The sequence below is a fragment of the Streptomyces sp. NPDC003247 genome, assembly GCF_042888135.1.
Classification (GTDB): domain Bacteria; phylum Actinomycetota; class Actinomycetes; order Streptomycetales; family Streptomycetaceae; genus Streptomyces.
In genome coordinates, this window is record NZ_JBIAPF010000020.1 from 129441 (window position 1) to 149103 (window position 19663).

The 19663-nt window shown below is 71.9% G+C and carries 16 protein-coding genes; 8 read left to right on the forward strand and 8 right to left on the reverse strand.

Translation table 11 applies throughout. The features are described from left to right. The first annotated feature begins 270 nt into the window (after window positions 1-270). The 5 genes from ACFYWQ_RS40955 (at window position 271) to ACFYWQ_RS40975 (ending at window position 8758) form a co-directional block, all read left to right on the forward strand. Window positions 271-2922 (forward strand): SulP family inorganic anion transporter, encoded by a 2652-nt coding sequence (locus ACFYWQ_RS40955; RefSeq protein WP_389525090.1) that lies wholly within the window; start codon window positions 271-273, stop codon window positions 2920-2922. A gap of 567 nt (window positions 2923-3489) precedes the next feature. After that, the gene (gene acs, locus ACFYWQ_RS40960) at window positions 3490-5448 is read left to right on the forward strand and encodes an acetate--CoA ligase (RefSeq protein ID WP_389525093.1); all 1959 of its coding nucleotides are present in this window, start codon (window positions 3490-3492) and stop codon (window positions 5446-5448) included. A 281-nt stretch (window positions 5449-5729) separates the two neighbouring features. Further along, window positions 5730-7226 carry a Na+/H+ antiporter NhaA gene (gene nhaA, locus ACFYWQ_RS40965; protein ID WP_389525095.1) on the forward strand — a complete coding sequence of 499 codons (1497 nt, stop codon included), beginning with the start codon at window positions 5730-5732 and terminating at the stop codon, window positions 7224-7226. Between the two features lie 81 nt (window positions 7227-7307). After that, complete coding sequence (locus tag ACFYWQ_RS40970; protein WP_389525098.1) at window positions 7308-7796, forward strand: phage holin family protein; 489 nt, start codon at window positions 7308-7310, stop codon at window positions 7794-7796. Next, window positions 7793-8758, forward strand: a complete 966-nt coding sequence (locus ACFYWQ_RS40975; protein ID WP_389525100.1) for an alpha/beta fold hydrolase — start codon at window positions 7793-7795, stop codon at window positions 8756-8758. The genes ACFYWQ_RS40970 and ACFYWQ_RS40975 overlap by 4 nt, the downstream gene beginning before the upstream one ends. Window positions 8759-9385: 627 nt before the next feature. Here ACFYWQ_RS40975 and ACFYWQ_RS40980 read toward each other — a convergent pair. From ACFYWQ_RS40980 to nth, 3 genes are all read right to left on the reverse strand, one after another. Further along, window positions 9386-10585 (reverse strand): MarP family serine protease, encoded by a 1200-nt coding sequence (locus ACFYWQ_RS40980; protein ID WP_389525103.1) that lies wholly within the window; start codon window positions 10583-10585, stop codon window positions 9386-9388. A gap of 13 nt (window positions 10586-10598) precedes the next feature. Continuing rightward, entirely contained in the window at window positions 10599-11294 is a 696-nt protein-coding gene (locus ACFYWQ_RS40985) for an NUDIX hydrolase (protein WP_389525106.1), read from the reverse strand. 261 nt (window positions 11295-11555) lie between these two features. Continuing rightward, entirely contained in the window at window positions 11556-12542 is a 987-nt protein-coding gene (nth, locus tag ACFYWQ_RS40990) for an endonuclease III (RefSeq protein ID WP_389525109.1), read from the reverse strand. Window positions 12543-12793: 251 nt separating this feature from the next. Here nth and ACFYWQ_RS40995 point away from each other — a divergent pair, with 251 nt between their 5' ends. Beyond that, entirely contained in the window at window positions 12794-13468 is a 675-nt protein-coding gene (locus ACFYWQ_RS40995) for a Crp/Fnr family transcriptional regulator (protein ID WP_133928442.1), read from the forward strand. A 133-nt stretch (window positions 13469-13601) separates the two neighbouring features. Here ACFYWQ_RS40995 and ACFYWQ_RS41000 read toward each other — a convergent pair whose 3' ends face one another. The 4 genes from ACFYWQ_RS41000 to ACFYWQ_RS41015 all read right to left on the reverse strand — a co-directional run bounded on the left by ACFYWQ_RS41000 (window position 13602) and on the right by ACFYWQ_RS41015 (window position 16377). Beyond that, window positions 13602-14432, reverse strand: coding sequence for an MBL fold metallo-hydrolase (locus ACFYWQ_RS41000; RefSeq protein ID WP_389525113.1), 831 nt, complete (start codon window positions 14430-14432; stop codon window positions 13602-13604). Next, a complete protein-coding gene (locus ACFYWQ_RS41005) occupies window positions 14429-15298 on the reverse strand; it encodes an NUDIX hydrolase (RefSeq protein WP_389525116.1) in 870 nt (289 codons plus the stop codon). The genes ACFYWQ_RS41000 and ACFYWQ_RS41005 overlap by 4 nt, the downstream gene beginning before the upstream one ends. 462 nt (window positions 15299-15760) lie before the next feature. Beyond that, window positions 15761-16222, reverse strand: coding sequence for a RidA family protein (locus ACFYWQ_RS41010; protein ID WP_389525119.1), 462 nt, complete (start codon window positions 16220-16222; stop codon window positions 15761-15763). Next, window positions 16219-16377, reverse strand: coding sequence for a DUF4177 domain-containing protein (locus ACFYWQ_RS41015; protein WP_003967454.1), 159 nt, complete (start codon window positions 16375-16377; stop codon window positions 16219-16221). Before ACFYWQ_RS41015 ends, ACFYWQ_RS41010 begins: the two co-directional genes overlap by 4 nt. A 139-nt stretch (window positions 16378-16516) precedes the next feature. Here ACFYWQ_RS41015 and ACFYWQ_RS41020 point away from each other — a divergent pair, with 139 nt between their 5' ends. Continuing rightward, the gene (locus tag ACFYWQ_RS41020) at window positions 16517-17494 is read left to right on the forward strand and encodes an ArsA family ATPase (RefSeq protein WP_389525122.1); all 978 of its coding nucleotides are present in this window, start codon (window positions 16517-16519) and stop codon (window positions 17492-17494) included. Then, window positions 17491-18951, forward strand: coding sequence for an ArsA-related P-loop ATPase (locus ACFYWQ_RS41025; protein WP_389525125.1), 1461 nt, complete (start codon window positions 17491-17493; stop codon window positions 18949-18951). The genes ACFYWQ_RS41020 and ACFYWQ_RS41025 overlap by 4 nt, the downstream gene beginning before the upstream one ends. Before the next feature lie 95 nt (window positions 18952-19046). Here ACFYWQ_RS41025 and wblA read toward each other — a convergent pair whose 3' ends face one another. After that, window positions 19047-19385 carry a transcriptional regulator WblA gene (gene wblA / locus ACFYWQ_RS41030; RefSeq protein WP_324787120.1) on the reverse strand — a complete coding sequence of 113 codons (339 nt, stop codon included), beginning with the start codon at window positions 19383-19385 and terminating at the stop codon, window positions 19047-19049. Window positions 19386-19663 lie beyond the last annotated feature (278 nt).

Genomic DNA, 19663 nt, shown 5'->3' on the forward strand with positions numbered 1-19663 from the left:
GGGGCCGACAGCGCCGCCAAGGTCGCACGGGACCGAGAAGGAATTAGTACGACAAGCCGATAAAAGACTCGCTTCACCCTTCTGAGTGATCTATTGACCTATTTGCCGGGAAAGTCCATGCTTGGCCTTTACTCTGCATTACGATCTATTTACTGAGCGTTGATTCTTCATCCCGCCACTGCACGCCGTGACCCACGGCCGCGACCGCCTCCGACACCGACGGGGGACCACCTGTTCCGCGACCGCGCTGCCCCGGAGGAGACGGGAAACATGTCAGCCTGCGTCCCCACCCGCACGTCCGACTCGTCCCACACCCAGTACGTCCACCCACCGCACAGCCCCCCACCGCCCCGGCGGCGCCGCTTCCAGGTAGCCGGCGCCGACGTGTCCGCCTCTGTCGCGGTCTTCCTGATCGCCCTGCCCCTGTCCCTCGGCATCGCCCTCGCCACCGGCGCGCCCCTACAGGCCGGTCTCGTCGCGGCCGCCGTCGGCGGGATCGTCGCCGGGCGGCTCGGCGGTTCGCCGCTCCAGGTCAGCGGCCCCGCCGCCGGACTGACCGTCGTCACCGCCGACCTCATCCACCGCTACGGCTGGCGGACGACGTGCGCCATCACCGTCCTCGCCGGACTGGCCCAGCTCGGCCTCGGCTGCCTGCGCGTGGCACGCAGCGCCCTCGCCGTCAGCCCCGCGATCGTGCACGGCATGCTCGCCGGCATCGGTGTCACCATCGCAGTGGCCCAGCTCCACATCGTCCTCGGCGGCAGCCCGCAGAGCTCCGTCCTCGACAACGTCCGCGCGCTACCGGCCCAGTTGGCGGCCCTCCACCCCGCCGCCGTCACCGTCAGCGCCCTCACCCTCGTCCTGCTGCTGCTCTGGCCGCGCCTGCCCGGCCGGGTGGGCAGGCTGCTGCGCACGCTGCCCGCGGCGCTCGTCGCCGTCGCCGGGGCCACCGCGACCGCCGCACTCGCCGACCTGACCCAGCCCCGGGTCGAGCTGCCGTCCTGGAGAAGTCACGCCCTGGCCGGACTGCCCGAGGGACCGGTGCTCGGTCTCGTCACGGCCGTGCTCACCATCACGCTGGTGTGCAGTGTGCAGTCGCTGCTCGGCGCGGTCGCGGTGGACAAGCTGATCGCCTCCCGCCCCGGGCAGTCCCCCCGGATCGGCCGCTCCGACCTCGACCGTGAGCTGCTCGGGCAGGGCTCCGCCAACATCGTCTCCGGCGCACTCGGCGGACTGCCCGTCGCCGGCGTGGCCGTGCGCAGCACCGCGAATGTCCGTGCCGGTGCGGTGAGCCGGAACTCCACGATGCTGCACGGCGTTCTCGTAGTAGTCGCCGCGCTGCTGATGGTCCCGGTCCTGGAGTTCATCCCGCTCGCCTCGCTCGCCGCCCTGGTGATGGCCGTCGGCATCCAGATGGTGTCCCTGCACCACATCCGCACGGTGACCCGCCACCGAGAGGTGCCGGTGTACGCCGTCACCACCCTCGGCGTGGTGCTCCTCGGCGTCCTGGAGGGCGTGGCGCTGGGGATCGCCGTGGCCGTCGCCGTGTCCCTGCACCGCCTCGCCCGCACCCGCATCACCCACGACGAAAGGGAAGGAGTCCATCACTTGCACGTACGAGGACAGTTGACGTTCCTCGCGGTGCCCCGGCTGAGCCGCGCCCTGCACCTGGTGCCCCACGGCTCCCCGGTCGTGGTCGAGTTGGACGGGTCCTTCATGGACCACGCGGCGTACGAGACCCTCCAGGACTGGCAGAAGACGCACACCGCGCAGGGAGGTTCCGTCGAACTGACCGGCCGCAGCCCCGGCAGCGGGGTGAAGGTCTCCGAGCCCACCGCCGTCGGGGCCACCGGCTCCGACCCGGTGACGGGCGACCCCAGAGCCGGCTGCCGGTGCCGTCCGTGGACGCCTTGGCGCAACCACCAGTGCGAGGTCCCGCCGTCCGCCCCCTCGTCCCCACCCTCGTCCTCACCCGTCGACCGGACCGGCGGGAAGCCGGAGGAGCGGCCGTCGGCCGGACAAGCGGGCGGCCCGCCGGAGGGACCCACCATGACCGACGCGGGCGAGGAGGCGGGCGGTTCGGGGAAGACCACCACACCGACGTCCGAGGAGCCGGCCGCCACGGACAGAGCCACCGGCTCCGAACCGACCGCTCCGGGCAGGCCGGCCGACTCCCGACCGACGACCCCCGACGGGTCCGCCGAACCCGAACCGACCACCCCGGCCAGATCTGCCGAATCCGAACCGAGCGCACGCCAACTCGTACGAGGGATCAACGCATTCCACCGGAACACCGCCCCGCTGGTGCGAGGGGAACTGGCCCGACTGGCCCGCGAGGGGCAGCAGCCGTCCCAGCTGTTCCTCACCTGCGCCGACTCACGGCTGGTCACGTCGATGATCACCTCCAGTGGTCCCGGCGACCTGTTCGTCGTGCGGAACGTGGGCAATCTGGTTCCGCCACCCGGCGAGGAGAGCGGGGACGACTCGGTGGCGGCCGCCATCGAATACGCGGTGGACGTGCTCAAGGTGCGGTCCATCACGGTGTGCGGGCACTCCGGGTGCGGGGCCATGCAGGCACTCCTCGCCTCCGAACCGGGTGCGGCGCAGACTCCGTTGAAGCGATGGCTGCGCCTCGGACTGCCGAGCCTGGAGCGGATGGCCGACGCCGACCGCCCCTGGGTCCGGCTGGCCGGGCGGGCGCCCGCCGACGCGGTCGAGCAGCTCTGCCTGATCAATGTGGTCCAGCAGCTGGACCACCTGCGCGGCCATGAGTCGGTGGCCCGGGCACTGCGGGCCGGGGCGCTGGAGCTGCACGGGATGTACTTCCACGTGGGCGAGGCACAGGCGTATCTGCTCACGGAGGCAGACGACAGCGACGGCGAGGTGTTCGACCATGTGGGGGTGATGGACGTGTCGGCGTGAACCCGGCGCCGGTGTGCGGCCCCGTCGGGGCGGGGTCGCACACCGGCTCCGGCATCGGCCCGGCGCTGCGGTCACCGCTCCACCGCGCAGGGCGACAGCAGCTTGCCCCTGAGCGCGTGGACGGTTCCGGTTCAGGCCACGCCGGATTCCCCGCACGCCGGCTTCCGCAGGTGTCCCGGTCCCCAGCGACTTACTACGCCCCCTCCGACCATGCTCCCTCCGACCATGCTCCCTCCGGCCGCTGCTCCCACCCTGTCCCGCCAGGCTGCCCTCGCCCGGGCGGCGCTTCACTCGTCCTGGGGTGGGGATGTGAAAGGCAGCACAGAGGCTGAACTCGGCCCGGTCGGCGTCCGTGGCTACGGGTGACCCCCGGTCGACGGTCGGGGCCGGCCATGGGAAGCGAGCCTGGAACACGGTCCACAGGTCTAAACCATTTGTCCGTCGCCCCTTGTCACCGGGCCCCCGGGTCTGATGAGGTGTGGCCTGGGACACATCGGACACCCTGCGAGAGGGAGATGTCGTGAGCAACGAGAGCCTGGCCAACCTGTCCGGGAAGGAGAGGGAACAGTGAGCGAGTCGTCCTCCCTTTCCAACCTGCTCAAGGAGGAGCGCAGGTTCGCGCCCCCCGCCGACCTGGCGGCCCACGCCAACGTGACGGCGGAGGCGTACGAACAGGCCAAGGCTGACAGGCTCGGCTTCTGGGCCGCGCAGGCCCGCCGGCTGACCTGGGCCAAGGAGCCGACGGAGACGCTGGACTGGTCGAACCCGCCGTTCGCCAAGTGGTTCAAGGACGGCGAGCTCAACGTCGCCTACAACTGCGTGGACCGGCACGTGGAGGCCGGGCACGGCGACCGGGTCGCGATCCACTTCGAGGGCGAGCCCGGCGACAGCCGCGCCCTCACCTACGCCGAGCTCAAGGACGAGGTCTCCCGGGCCGCCAACGCCCTGCTGGAGCTGGGGGTCCGCAAGGGCGACCGGGTCGCCGTCTACATGCCGATGATCCCCGAGACGGCGGTCGCGATGCTGGCGTGCGCCCGCATCGGCGCCGCGCACTCGGTCGTCTTCGGCGGTTTCTCGGCGGACGCGCTGGCGACCCGCATCCAGGACGCCGACGCCAAGGTCGTCATCACGGCGGACGGCGGCTACCGGCGCGGCAAGCCGTCCGCGCTCAAGCCGGCCGTCGACGAGGCGGTCGCCAAGGTCGACAACGTCGAGCATGTGCTCGTGGTCCGCCGCACCGGCCAGGACGTCGCGTGGGACGACGGACGCGACCAGTGGTGGCACGAGATCGTCGGGCGGCAGTCGGCGGAGCACACGCCGGAGGCGTTCGAGGCCGAGCACCCGCTGTTCATCCTCTACACCTCCGGCACCACGGGGAAGCCGAAGGGCATCCTGCACACCTCCGGCGGCTACCTCACCCAGACCGCGTACACGCACCACGCCGTCTTCGACCTGAAGCCGGAGACGGACGTCTACTGGTGCACCGCCGACGTCGGCTGGGTCACCGGGCACTCGTACATCGTGTACGGGCCGCTGGCGAACGGCGCGACGCAGGTCATGTACGAGGGCACCCCGGACACCCCGCACCAGGGCCGGTTCTGGGAGATCGTCCAGAAGTACGGCGTGACGATCCTGTACACGGCGCCGACCGCGATCCGTACGTTCATGAAGTGGGGCGACGACATCCCCGCGAAGTTCGACCTCTCCAGCCTGCGCGTCCTGGGGTCGGTCGGGGAGCCGATCAACCCCGAGGCCTGGATCTGGTACCGCAAGCACATCGGCGCGGACCGCACTCCCGTCGTCGACACCTGGTGGCAGACCGAGACCGGCGCGATGATGATCTCGCCGCTGCCGGGCGTCACCGAGGCCAAGCCCGGCTCGGCCCAGCGCCCGCTGCCCGGCATCGCGGCGACCGTCGTCGACGACGAGGCGAACGAGGTGCCCGACGGCGGGGGCGGCTACCTGGTGCTCACCGAGCCGTGGCCGTCCATGCTGCGCACCATCTGGGGCGACGACCAGCGCTTCCTCGACACGTACTGGTCGCGCTTCGAGGGCAAGTACTTCGCCGGTGACGGCGCGAAGAAGGACGACGACGGCGACATCTGGCTGCTGGGCCGGGTGGACGACGTGATGCTCGTGTCGGGCCACAACATCTCCACCACCGAGGTGGAGTCCGCGCTGGTCTCCCACCCGGCGGTGGCCGAGGCGGCCGTCGTCGGCGCGGCGGACGAGACGACGGGCCAGGCGATCGTCGCCTTCGTGATCCTGCGCGGTACGGCGTCGGAGGACGAGAGCCTCGTCAACGACCTGCGCAACCACGTCGGCGCCACGCTCGGCCCCATCGCCAAGCCGAAGCGCATCCTCCCGGTGGCCGAACTACCGAAGACCCGCTCCGGCAAGATCATGCGCCGCCTGCTGCGGGACGTCGCCGAGAACCGTCAGGTCGGTGACGTGACCACGCTGAGCGACTCGACGGTCATGGATCTCATCCAGGCCAAACTGCCGGCCGCACCGAGCGAGGACTGAGCAGCCACGACGGCTGAGCCCGTCGGCTGAGAACGACGGCTGAGCCCGTCGGCTGAGAACGGCGGCTGAGCCGGTCGGCTGCGAACAGCGGCCGAGAAGGGCAGCCGAGAACGGTGACGGGTGTCCGGGGACGACCGAGAACGTCGGCCCCGGACACCCGTCGGACCGGTGCACCACCAGGTGCCCCTCTTCACGCCCGTTACGTAAAATGAGCGAACAGGTGCGCCGGGAAGTCTGGTCGGCAGGTGTTCCGTCCTGCCCACCGACCGGAGGTCTCCCCCGTGACCGCGCCGCCCCGCACCCCCGCCCCCCGCAAGGTCCTCGGACGACTGTCCCTCCCCGAGCGGACCTACGTCGCGGACGCGCTCCGCACCGAGACCGTCGGTGGTGTGATCCTGCTCGTCGCCGCCGTCGCCGCACTGATCTGGGCGAACGTCCCCGCCCTGCACGACAGCTACGAGAGCGTCAGCCACTTCCACCTCGGCCCCGAGGCCCTCGGTCTGGACCTGTCGATCGCGCACTGGGCCGCCGACGGCCTGCTCGCCGTCTTCTTCTTCGTCGCCGGCATCGAGCTCAAACGCGAGCTGGTCGCCGGTGACCTGAGGGACCCCAGGGCCGCCGTGCTGCCCGTGGTGGCCGCCCTGTGCGGCATGGCCGTACCGGCGCTGGTCTACACGCTGACCAATCTCATGGGCGGGGGAGCGACCGACGGCTGGGCCGTGCCCACCGCCACCGACATCGCCTTCGCGCTGGCCGTGCTCGCCGTCATCGGCACCTCGTTGCCGAGTTCCCTGCGGGCCTTCCTGCTCACGCTCGCCGTCGTCGACGACCTGTTCGCGATCCTGATCATCGCGGTCTTCTTCACGGAGTCCCTCGACTTCGCCGCGCTCGGCGGCGCGGTCGCCGGCCTCGCGCTGTTCTGGCTGCTGCTGCGGGCGGGCGTGCGCGGCTGGTACGTGTACGTTCCGCTCGCGGTCGTCATCTGGGCGCTGATGTACAACAGCGGCATCCACCCCACCATCGCCGGCGTCGCCATGGGCCTGATGCTGCGCTGCACCCTCCGGGAGGGCGAGGAGCAGTCTCCGGGTGAGCGCATCGAGCATCTCGTGCGCCCCCTCTCCGCAGGCCTTGCCGTTCCGCTGTTCGCCCTGTTCAGCGCCGGTGTGACGATCTCGGGCAGTGCTCTCGCGGACGTGTTCTCCCGGCCGGAGACACTGGGTGTCGTCCTGGGGCTCGTCGTCGGCAAGACGATCGGCATCTTCGGCGGGTCCTGGCTCACGGTCCGGTTCACCCGGGCCTCCCTCAGCGAGGACCTCGCCTGGGCGGACGTCTTCGCCGTCGCGTCGCTCGCCGGCATCGGCTTCACCGTCTCCCTGCTCATCGGGGAACTGGCGTTCGAGGGCGATCCGGCCCTCACCGGCGAGGTCAAGGCCGCCGTCCTGATGGGTTCACTGATCGCGGCGTGCCTGGCGACCGTCCTGCTGAAGGTACGCAACGCCGGGTACCGCCGGATGAGCGAGGAGGAGGAGCGCGACGACGACCTCGACGGCATCCCGGACGTCTACGAACAGGACGATCCGGCGTACCACCTGCGCATGGCCGAGATCTACGACCGCAAGGCCGCCGAACACCGCCGGATCGCCGAGGAGCAGGCCGGGGGGACATCCGGGGCGCCGTCCGGAGAACCGCACGGAGAACCGCACGGAGAGCCGGCCACACGCCACAGGCGGGCCGAAGTCGCGGGCGGGGCGGGCGAGGAGGGCGACCGTCCGGCATGATCTGACGGGACGGTACAAAAGACGGGACCGTACGCAGTCAGGCAGAAGACGGCGGAACCGTACAAGATGAGGGAGACCGCGATGAGCGCACCCGACGGCAGCCCGGTCGGCGCCGAACGAAGCATCGGCCAGTTGTTCGCCTCCGCGACGACCGAGATGTCGGCGCTGGTGCACGACGAGATCGCGCTGGCGAAGGCGCAGCTCAGGCAGGACGTCAAGCGGGGCGCGACGAGCGGCGGCGCGTTCTCGCTGGCCGGCGCGATCCTCCTCTTCTCGCTGCCGATGCTGAACTTCGCCCTCGCCTACGGCATCCGGACCTGGAGCCGTTGGAACCTCGCCGTCTGCTTCCTGCTGTCGTTCGCGGCCAACGTCCTCGTGGCGCTGGTCCTCGTGCTGATCGGCGTCGTCTTCGCGAAGAAGGCCAAGAAGGGCAAGGGTCCGCAGAAGGTCGCCGCCTCCGTGAAGGAGTCCGCGGGGGTCCTCCAGAAGGCGAAGCCGCACCCGCGGCCCGAGCTCGTGCAGGACCGGGCCCCGCAGGCCATCGAGGCTGTGGCACGCTCGACGTCATGACGGACCCCGCGACGCCTTCGGCGCAGCCCGCCCCGGTGCCCCCCACGGCAGTCGTACGACCCGACCTGGTCGACGGCAGGAAGGTGACCCACCGGGAGGTCGCCGCGAACGGCGCGCGCTTCCACATCGCCGAGCTGGGCGACGGCCCCCTCGTGATGCTGGTGCACGGCTTCCCCCAGTTCTGGTGGACCTGGCGGCACCAGCTGACCGCGCTCGCCGACGCGGGCTTCCGGGCCGTCGCCATGGACCTGCGCGGCGTCGGCGGCAGCGACCGCACCCCCCGCGGCTACGACCCCGCCAACCTCGCCCTCGACATCACCGGCGTGATCCGCTCCCTCGGTGAGCCGGACGCCGCGCTGGTCGGCCACGATCTGGGCGGCTACCTGGCGTGGACGGCGGCCGTCATGCGCCCCAAGCTGGTCCGGCGGCTCGCGGTCGCCTCGATGCCGCATCCGCGCCGCTGGCGCTCGGCGATGCTCACCGACGTCCGGCAGACCGCCGCCGGCTCGCACATCTGGGGGTTCCAGCGGCCCTGGATCCCGGAACGGCAGCTGACCGCGGACGACGGGGAACTGGTGGGCCGGCTGATCCGGGAATGGTCCGGGCCGCGACCGCCGGAGGAGGAGGCGGTGGAGACGTACCGGCGCGCGATGTGCATCCCGTCCACGGCGCACTGCTCGGTGGAGCCGTACCGGTGGCTGGTGCGGTCGCTGGCCCGGCCGGACGGCGTCCAGTTCTACCGGCGCATGAAGCGGCCCGTGCGCGTGCCGACGCTGCACCTGCACGGCTCCCTCGACCCGGTGTTGCGCACCCGCAGCGCGGCCGGCTCCGGGGAGTATGTCGAGGCGCCCTACCGCTGGCGGCTGTTCGACGGGCTCGGCCACTACCCGCACGAGGAGGACCCGGTCGCCTTCTCCACCGAACTGGTCAACTGGCTGAAGGATCCCGAACCCGATCGGTGACGCGGCCGTCGCGCCCGGTATCCGGAGACTGAACACCTGTCCTACGAACAGCCAATTGCCCGGCGCATAGGCCAATTGGCTGCCCTCCGGGAGGTTATCGACCTTGGGGCGAGGGCACACGTCGGGGTATGGGCTGGACGCACGACTACAGTGATGCAGCACGCACCCGCCGCTCGGCCTCCGGCCTGAGCCCCCACGAGCGAGGTTACGCGCCGCAAGGCGGCGACCTCCGTGTGGGCATTCCGCGCATCCTGCGCCGCCGGGCCCGCTGGGTCTCGGTACGCCTGCGTCACCCGCGCGGCTGACCCACCGCCCCACCACGACACCCCCGCGGCACGCCTCCCACGGCTCCGTCCCGTACGGCCGCTGTCCGACGTCGCCTCGCCGGGCACAGCCGGCTCCCCCTGTCGTCGCACCTGCACCTACCGCGGACGCGCCGACACGGGGACACGCATCACCCCCACGGCGCCCGTGTCGGGACGGGTCATGTGCACGGGCACCCGCACCCGCACGGGGCATCCGGCGCGGGCACCACATCCGCCACGGCATCCGCTGCGGGTACAGAGCCCGCGTGGGGCCTGTCCGGCGGGCCGCCCGGCGTGAGGCCGCCCGGCGTGAGGCGGAGGACTACAAAGCGCAGTTGTCGCTGTCGACTTCCTGGCCGGCGGTGCGCCCCTGCGCGATGTCCTGCTGGATCTCGTCCGCGGTGAGCGCGTAACCGGTGTCGGCGTCGTCGAGGGACTTCGCGAAGACCACACCGTAGACCTTGCCCTCGGGGGTGAGCAGCGGGCCGCCGGAGTTGCCCTGGCGGACGGTGGCGTACAGCGAGTAGACCTCACGGCTGACGGTGCCGCGGTGGTAGATGTCGGGGCCGTTGGCGTCGATGCGCCCGCGCACACGCGCGGCGCGGACGTCGTAGGACCCGTTCTCGGGGAAGCCGGCGACGATCGCGCTGTCGCCGCTCGCCGCGTCCGCGGTGGTGAACTCCAGGACGGGTGCGTCGAGGTCCGGTACGTCCAGGACGGCGATGTCGCGCTTCCAGTCGTACAGCACGACGGTGGCGTCGTACTTGCGGCCCTCGCCGCCTATCTGGACGGTGGGCTCGTCGACGCCGCCGACCACGTGCGCGTTGGTCATGACGCGGCGCTCGTCGAAGACGAAGCCGGTGCCCTCCAGGACCTTGCCGCAGCTCTCCGCGGTGCCCATGACCTTGACGATGGAGCGCTGCGCGCGCGTGGCCACCGCGCTGCCCGCGAGCGCCGGGTCGGGCGGCTGGACGTCGGTGATCGGCTCGTTGGAGAACGGGCTGAAGACCTGCGGGAAGCCGTTCTGCGCGAGGACGGTGGAGAAGTCGGTGAACCAGTTGTCGGCCTGGTCCGGAAGCGCCCGGGAGACGCCTTGCAGCACCGTGGAGCTGCGGACCTCCTTGCCGAGCGTGGGCAGGGTGGTGCCGGCGAGCGCGGAGCCGATCAGCCATGCCACGAGCAGCATGGCGACGACGTTGACGAGGGCGCCGCCGGTGGCGTCCAGCGCACGGGCCGGGGACCAGGTGATGTACCGGCGCAGCTTGTTGCCGAGGTGGGTGGTCAGGGCCTGGCCGACGGAGGCGCAGACGATCACCACGACGACCGCGACGACGGCGGCCGTCGTACTGACCTCGGCGTTGTCGGTCAGCGCGTCCCAGATGACGGGCAGCAGATACACGGCGACGAGGCCGCCGCCCAGGAACCCGATCACCGACAGGATGCCGACGACGAAGCCCTGGCGGTAGCCCACCACCGCGAACCACACGGCCGCGACCAGCAACAGGATGTCCAGCACGTTCACGAGGGACACCCTGTCATGACCGCCAGTCGAGCGGGACCTGCTTCTCTCGGTCCCAGGGCAGCTCCCATCCCGCGTAGTGCAGCAGGCGGTCGATGAGTCCGGCGGTGAACCCCCATACGAGGGCGGAGGCGACCGTGAACGCCGCACCGCGGTGGCCCGAGGGGTGCACGGCCGTGGCGCGGTTCGCGGGGTCCGTGAGATCGGCCACGGGGACCGTGAAGACGCGGGCCGTCTCGGCGGGATCGACCACACCGACCGGGCTCGGCTCCCGCCACCAGCCGAGGCACGGCGTCACGACGAAGCCGCTGACCGGGATGTACAGCTTGGGCAGCACGCCGAAGAGCTGCACACCGGCCGGGTCGAGACCGGTCTCCTCCTCGGCCTCCCGCAGGGCCGCCCGCAACGGCCCGTCGCCGTGCGGATCGCCGTCCTCCGGGTCGAGGGCGCCGCCCGGGAAGGAGGGCTGCCCCGCGTGCGAGCGCAGGGAGCCGGCCCGCTCCATGAGCAGCAACTCGGGGCCGCGCGCGCCCTCCCCGAAGAGGATCAGCACGGCCGACTGCCGTCCCGCCCCGTCCTCCGGCGGCAGGAACCGGCTCAACTGGCGCGGCTCCACCGTCTCCACGGCCCGCACCACCGGCTCCAGCCAGTCCGGCAGCCCCGCCTTGCTGACCGTCACCGGCCCGCCGTGCGTGTCACTCGCCCTTGTCACCGAGACACCACCCCCGTCCTGCCGAGTCCAACGCCCGAGCCCTCATAGATCGTTCCGCGGCACGTGCCGCTGCCGGGGCGTTCGGAGGGCGGGGCAGGGAGCCGTCGCCGGGGCCGAAGCGGGGGCGCGCGGTCGGCCGCGGGCCCGGGAAGGGGCGCGCGGTCGGCCATGGGGCCGGGAGGGAGCGCACGGTCGGCCGTAGGCCCGGGAAGGGGCGCATGGTCGGCCGTGGGCCCGGTCCCGTGTCCGTCCTTCCCGTCATCAGGCACCCAGCGGGGGCGCCGGCCGGCCCCCGGCGTCCAGGTAGGCCTGGGGCGGGTTCAGACGCTGGCCGGGGAAGCCGCCCTTCTCGTACTTCAGGAGCTTCGTCGCCTTCTCCGGGTCCGTCTCACCCTCGCCGTAGGCCGGGCAGAGCGGGGCGATGGGACAGGCTCCGCAGGCGGGCTTGCGGGCGTGGCAGATGCGGCGGCCGTGCCAGATGACGTGGTGGGAGAGGTCGGTCCAGTCGCTCTTGGGGAAGAGCGCGCCGATCTCCGCCTCGATCTTGTCGGGGTCGGTCGCCTCGGTCCACTTCCAGCGCCGCACCAGCCGCTGGAAGTGCGTGTCCACGGTGATGCCGGGCCGGCCGAACGCGTTGCCCAGCACCACGAAGGCGGTCTTGCGGCCCACGCCGGGCAGCTTGACCAGGTCCTCCAGCTTTCCGGGGACCTCGCCGTCGAACTCCTCCACCAGGGCCTTGGACAGCCCGGTCACCGACCTGGTCTTGGCGCGGAAGAAGCCGCACGGCCGGAGGATCTCCTCGACCTCCTGCGGGTCGGCGGCGGCCAGGTCCTCGGGGGTGGGGTACTTGGCGAAGAGGGCGGGGGTGGTCTGGTTGACCCGCAGGTCGGTGGTCTGCGCGGACAGGACCGTGGCGACCAGCAGCTGGAAGGGGTTCTCGAAGTCGAGTTCCGGGTGGGCGTAGGGGTAGACCTCGGCGAGCTCGCGGTTGATCCGACGTGCGCGGCGGACGAGAGCCGTACGGGACTCGGGCTTCCGCGCCGCGGGCGCCGCCTTTCCCGGCGGGGTCTTCCCGGCCGACGGCCTGGCAGGCCCCCTCGTCACGGGCTCTGCCTCCAGGGGCTCCTTCTCCACGGGCTCCTTCTTCACGGGCGCTTTCTTCATAGGCGCCTTCTTCGTCACCTTCGCCGCTTTCTCACCCTCACCGGACACCTGTTCGCCCACAGCGGAATCCCGTCGTACAACCACCGCCCAACCCCCTCAGGCCTGCACTCTCACCGGCGACTTGGACACCCGGCCAGCCTAAAGCCCACCGCCGACATCCGCCTCGGCCTCGGAAGATCAGCCCCCGATCGGACCCCTGCCGCTTACCTCAGGGCACCTGTGCGGCATCCTTGTGACAGATCACACTGTTTGGACCGTCCGGCAAAATGGGGAACACGGTCCCCTGGCAGACAGGGGAGCAAGATCCCCTGAGCAGGTCGACAAGGAGAGAACTCGTGGACGACGTTCTGCGGCGCAACCCGCTCTTCGCGGCACTCGACGACGAGCAGGCCGCGGAGCTGCGCGCCTCCATGAGTGAGGTGACCCTCGCCCGTGGCGACTCCCTGTTCCACGAGGGCGACCCGGGCGACCGGCTCTACGTCGTCACCGAGGGCAAGGTGAAGCTCCACCGCACGTCCCCGGACGGCCGGGAGAACATGCTGGCGGTGGTCGGCCCCAGCGAGCTGATCGGCGAGCTGTCGCTCTTCGACCCCGGCCCGCGTACGGCGACCGCCACCGCGCTGACCGAGGTGAAGCTGCTGGGCCTCGGCCACGGCGACCTCCAGCCCTGGCTCAACGCCCGCCCCGAGGTGGCCTCCGCGCTGCTGCGCGCCGTCGCCCGGCGCCTGCGCAAGACCAACGACGCCATGTCGGACCTGGTCTTCTCGGACGTGCCCGGCCGCGTCGCCCGCGCCCTGCTGGACCTCTCGCGCCGCTTCGGCGTGCAGTCCGAGGAAGGCATCCACGTCGTCCACGACCTCACGCAGGAGGAGCTGGCCCAGCTCGTCGGCGCCTCCCGCGAGACGGTGAACAAGGCACTCGCCGACTTCGCCCAGCGCGGATGGCTGCGCCTGGAGGCGCGTGCGGTGATCCTGCTGGACGTGGAGCGGCTCGCGAAGCGGTCGCGCTGACCGACACCATCCGGCCACCCTTGCGACCGCCGACGGCCGACCGCCGACGGCGGTCGCAGGCCGTTGACGAGCCCGGGCCCAGTGACGAGCCCGGGCCCAGTGACGAGCCCGGGCCCGGGTGACGGCGCAGGCCCTAGATGAGCCCGTGCTCCTCCAGGTACTCCATCTGCGCCCGTACGGACAGCTCGGCGGCCGGCCACAGGGAGCGGTCCACGTCGGCGTAGACGTGGGCCACGACCTCCTCGGCGGTGCGGTGGCCGTTCTCGACGGCCGTCTCGACCTGGGCGAGACGGTGGGCGCGGTGGGCGAGGTAGAACTCGACGGCGCCCTGGGCGTCCTCCAGGACGGGGCCGTGGCCCGGCAGGACCGTGTGGACGCCGTCGTCGACCGTGAGGGACCTCAGCCGCCGCAGGGAGTCCAGGTAGTCGCCCAGACGGCCGTCGGGGTGGGACACGACCGTCGTACCGCGGCCGAGGACCGTGTCGCCGGTCAGGACGGCGCTGTCGGCCGGGAGGTGGAACGACAGGGAGTCGGCGGTGTGGCCGGGCGTCGGGACGACCCGCAGCTCCAGCCCGCCGACGGCGATCACGTCACCGGAGGCCAGCCCCTCGTCGCCGAGCCGCAGCCCGGGATCCAGGGCCCGCACCTTGGTGCCGGTCAGCTCGGCGAAGCGGGCGGCGCCCTCGGCGTGGTCGGGGTGGCCGTGCGTGAGCAGGGTCAGGGCGACACGTCGGCCGGCCTTCTCCGCCGTGTCGACGACCGCGCGCAGATGGCCGTCGTGCAGCGGCCCCGGGTCGATCACGACGGCCAGGTCGGAGTCCGGCTCGGCGACGATCCAGGTGTTCGTGCCGTCCAGCGTCATCGCGGAGGCGTTGGGCGCCAGGACGTTGACCGCGCGGGCGGTCGCGGGACCGGAGAGGACCCCGCCGCGGGGCCGGCCGGGAAGGGCTGCTGCGTCCGTCATGCGGGGGCTCCACCTGTGGGGATGTGTTTGGTGAACTCGTCGTGGCCCGGCCAGGTCAGCACGACCTCGCCGTCGTCGAGGCGCGCCCGTGCCAGAACGGGCGTGAGATCGCGCGCGTCGGCGTCCGCCAGGGCCTCGGCGGCCGTGGCGCAGGACGTCAGCTGGCGCAGGGTCGCGATGGTGGGAGGCATCATCAGCAGCTCGCCGTCGTCGTACGCCGCGGCCGCGTCCGCCGGCCGGATCCAGACCGTGCGGTCGGCCTCCGTGGACGCGTTGCGGGTGCGCTGCCCCTTCGGGAGCGCGGCGACGAAGAACCAGGTGTCGTAGCGGCGGGGCTCGAACTCCGGGGTGATCCAGCGCGTCCAGGCGCCCAGGAGGTCGGAGCGCAGTACCAGTCCGCGGCGGTCGAGGAACTCCGCGAAGGACGTCTCCCGGGCGACCAGGGCGGCCCGGTCGGCCTCCCAGTCGGCGCCGGTGGTGTCCCCGACGACGGAATCGGCGGCCGGCCCGGCGAGCAGGACCCCCGCCTCCTCGTACGTCTCCCGTACGGCCGCGCAGACGATCGCCTGGGCCGCCGCCTCGTCCACCCCGAGCCGCTCGGCCCACCACGCGCGCGTGGGTCCCGCCCAGCGCACGTGACGGTCGTCGTCCCGCGGGTCGACTCCCCCGCCCGGATAGGCGTACGCCCCGCCGGCGAAGGCCATGGAGGCGCGTCTGCGCAGCATGTGGACGACGGGACCGCCGTCGGTGTCCTTCAGCAGCATGACGGTGGCCGCGCGCCTCGGCACGACCGGCTCGAGGGTCCCGTCCGCCAGTGCGCGGATGCGATCCGGCCAGTCCGCGGGAAACCACTGCCCATTCGCCATGGCCGGAGGCTATCCCGTGGTGCGTGAATGTTCGAGAGGTGCCTACGGGTGCCTAGGGGTGCCTGGGAGTGCCTGGGCGCCCGGGGAGCGCCGAGCGGGGCACCGGGCGGGCGAGGCGGCACCGGGCTGAGCGGCACCGGGCAGGCCGGGCACCAGGCGTGCTCCGGGGGCGTGGCGGCGCGAGGGCGCCGGCCTGCCCCGGAATCGGGGTCTGAGGGTCGAGAACAGCACCGCAAGGCCCCGCAGGCCCCGCAGGCCCCGCAAGCACCGCAAGCACCGCAGGCACCCAGGTGTAGTAGCGGCGGCCGGACCTCCGGCGCACGCCCTGCCGACGCCGCGACACCGGGCCGCCCCATTACCGCAGGCGCCCCGCAGGCGCCCCGTACGTATCCCCGGAACGCCTACGGGTACGTACCCGTGCGCACGACCACCGGCAGACGGCGACCGCCGTCTCCCCGCGCCCTACGCCAGCTCGACCTGGATCTCCACCTCGACCGGCGCGTCCAGCGGCAGCACCGCGACGCCCACCGCGCTGCGCGCGTGCACGCCCTTGTCGCCGAGGACCTCGCCCAGCAGCTCGCTCGCGCCGTTGAGGACGGCGGGCTGGCCGGTGAAGTCGGAGGCCGAGGCGACGAAGCCGACGACCTTCACCACGCGCGCGATGCGGTCCAGGTCGCCCGCGACCGACTTGACGGCGGCCAGGGCGTTCAGGGCGCAGGTGCGGGCGAGGTTCTTGGCCTCCTCGGGGGTGACCTCCGCGCCGACCTTGCCGGTGACCGGCAGTTTGCCGTCCACCATCGGCAGCTGGCCGGCCGTGTACACGTACGGCCCGGACTGCACGGCGGGCTGGTAGGCCGCCAGCGGGGGGACGACCGCCGGCAGGGTCAGGCCCAGCTCGGCGAGCCTCGCCTCGACGGCGCTCACGCCTTCTCCCGCTTCAGGTAGGCGACGAGCTGCTCGGGGTTGTTCGGTCCGGGCACGACCTGGACGAGCTCCCAGCCGTCCTCGCCCCAGGTGTCCAGGATCTGCTTCGTGGCGTGGACGAGCAGCGGCACGGTTGCGTATTCCCACTTGGTCATGGGCCGACTGTATCCGCTGTGGACCGCGTGATCCGTCGCAGGCCACGTGGCCGATTGCCGCCCCTGGGCCGGGGCGGGCGCACCCCGTTGTCCACAGCCTCCCGATTGGCCCGGGCGCCGACTGGTTACGCTCGAAGACGTGAGCAGGCTCCAGGTCGTCAGCGGCAAGGGCGGGACCGGAAAGACGACGGTCGCCGCCGCACTCGCGCTGGCCCTCGCGTCCGAGGGGAAGCGGACGCTTCTCGTCGAGGTCGAGGGCCGGCAGGGCATCGCGCAGCTCTTCGAGACGGAAGCGCTGCCTTATGAGGAGCGGAAGATCGCCGTCGCTCCCGGGGGCGGGGAGGTGTACGCCCTCGCCATAGACCCCGAACTGGCACTTCTGGACTACCTCCAGATGTTCTACAAGCTGGGCGGTGCCGGACGGGCCCTGAAGAAGCTCGGCGCGATCGACTTCGCCACCACCATCGCGCCCGGGGTGCGGGACGTCCTCCTCACCGGCAAGGCGTGCGAGGCGGTGCGCCGGAGGGACCGCAGTGGTCGGTTCGTGTACGACTACGTCGTCATGGACGCCCCGCCCACGGGCCGGGTGACCCGCTTCCTGAACGTCAACGACGAGGTCGCCGGGCTCGCGAAGATCGGCCCCATACACAATCAGGCCCAGGCGGTCATGAGGGTGCTGAAGTCGTCGGAGACGGCGGTGCACCTGGTGACACTGCTGGAGGAGATGCCCGTCCAGGAGACCGCGGACGGCATCGCCGAACTGCGGGGGGCGGGGCTGCCGGTGGGACGGGTCGTCGTCAACATGGTGCGGCCGGAGCTGCTCGACGCGGACGAACTGGAACTCCTGCGGACGGTGGGCCGTTCCTCTGTCGCACGGTCGCTGTCGGCCGCGGGACTCGGCGGGGCGCGGCGTGGCGGGCACGCCGAGCGGCTGGTCGACCCGCTCCTGGCGCAGGCCGAGGAGTACGCCGAGCGGTACGCGCTGGAGCACGAGCAGCGGTCCGTCCTGGCCGAGCTGGACCTGCCGCTGCACGAAGTGCCGCTGCTCGCCGAGGGCATGGACCTCGCGGGCCTGTACGAACTCGCCACCGAGCTGCGGAAGCAGGGGATGTCATGAGTCCGGACCAGACTCACGGCCAGGGGAGCACCCGGCACGGCCTCTCCCCCGCGCGCGTGCTGGACGTCGACCCGCTGCTCGACGATCCGGGCACGCGCATCATGGTGTGCTGCGGTTCGGGCGGCGTCGGCAAGACGACGACGGCGGCCGCGCTGGGCCTCAGGGCCGCCGAGCGGGGCCGCAAGGTGGTCGTCCTCACCATCGACCCGGCGCGCCGGCTCGCGCAGTCCATGGGCATCGACTCGCTCGACAACACCCCGCGCCGGGTGAAGGGCGTCGAGGGCGACGGCGAGCTGCACGCGATGATGCTCGACATGAAACGCACCTTCGACGAGATCGTCGAGGCGCACGCGGACCCGGAGCGGGCGGCCGCGATCCTGGGCAACCCCTTCTACCAGTCGCTCTCGGCGGGCTTCGCGGGCACGCAGGAGTACATGGCGATGGAGAAGCTCGGGCAGCTGCGCGCCAGGGACGAGTGGGACCTCATCGTCGTCGACACACCGCCGTCCCGTTCGGCGCTGGACTTCCTGGACGCGCCCAAGCGGCTCGGGTCGTTCCTGGACGGCAAGCTGATCCGCGTCCTGCTCGCGCCCGCCAAGGTCGGCGGCCGCGCGGGGATGAAGTTCCTGAACGTCGGCATGTCGATGATGACCGGCGTCCTCGGCAAGCTGCTCGGCGGTCAGCTGCTGAAGGACGTGCAGACGTTCGTGGCGGCGATGGACTCGATGTTCGGTGGCTTCCGTACGCGCGCGGACGCGACGTACAAGCTGCTCCAGGCGCCCGGGACGGCGTTCCTGGTGGTGGCGGCTCCGGAGCGGGACGCCCTGCGGGAGGCGGCGTACTTCGTGGAGCGGCTGGCCGCCGAGGACATGCCGCTGGCGGGTCTGGTGCTCAACCGGGTCCACGGCAGCGGCGCCGCCCAGCTGTCCGCCGAGCGGGCGCTCGCCGCCGCCGAAAATCTTGAAGAGCCCCGCATTGTGGATCAGGACGACGGGAAAGCTGGACTTCGTAACTCCCCCGACACGTATGGCAGTTCGGCACCAGAGACCCCCGACTCCCCCGGCTCCCCGGAGGACGGGTCCTCCGGCTCCCCGGTGGACGGATCCTCCGACTCCCCGGAGGACGGGTCCCCTACGTCCGAGGCCTCGACAGACCGGCCCCCGGCACGGCGCTCCCCCGCGCCCCGGTCGCCGGCCGCCACGTCCGACTCCCCCGCGGACGCGGACCGGACCGTCGACGATCTCACGGCGGGCCTGTTGAGGCTGCACGCCGAGCGGATGCACCTGCTCTCCCGCGAGCAGCGCACCCGCGACCGCTTCACCGCGCTCCACCCCGAGGTCGCGGTCACCGAAGTGGCCGCACTGCCCGGCGATGTCCATGACCTCGCGGGACTGCGGGACATCGGGATCCGGCTCGCGGCCAACCGGCCGGAGCTGCCCGAGGCGGCCGACGGATGAGCCGACTGCCCACAGCCGAGCCGACCCACGGCGGCTGAGCCCACAGTTGGGCCAGTGTCCGCGCCGGCTTCCGGCAGCCGAGCCGAGGGGTCGCCTCAGCCCACCGCCGCGTAGTTCTCGTACACCTGGTCGTCGTCGAGGGGCACGATGCCCGCTCCGCGCTCGTACTCCGAGCGTGCCGTCTCCAGCAGCCGGCGCCACGAGGTGACGGTCGGCCGCCTGCGCAGGAGGGCGCGGCGCTCGCGCTCCGTCATGCCTCCCCACACACCGAACTCGACGCGGTTGTCGAGCGCGTCGGCCAGGCATTCCGTGCGTACCGGACATCCGGTGCACACCGCCTTGGCCCTGTTCTGCGCTGCTCCCTGAACGAACAGTTCATCCGGATCGGTAGTGCGGCAGGCAGCCTGCGCACTCCAGTCGGTTACCCAGCCCATACCGGCGCCGTCCTCTCCCGAATCGAGGCTCCCCCACGGCGGCAGCGGCATATTCACCGCCGCCAGTTGAGGACGTTACGGAAGGTGGGCACAGCGCAACACCCCCTTCGGGCCCAATCTTGAATGGCCCGAACGGACTATGCGCAAGCGGCAGATCACCCGGGGGAGTGAGCCTGCGACATGCGTGACTATCCGCTGCAAAACGGGACAGTCCTGTTGAGTCACAACGGACGCCGAGCGACACACGAGGCGGATTCGGACACGCTCTCACCAAGAAG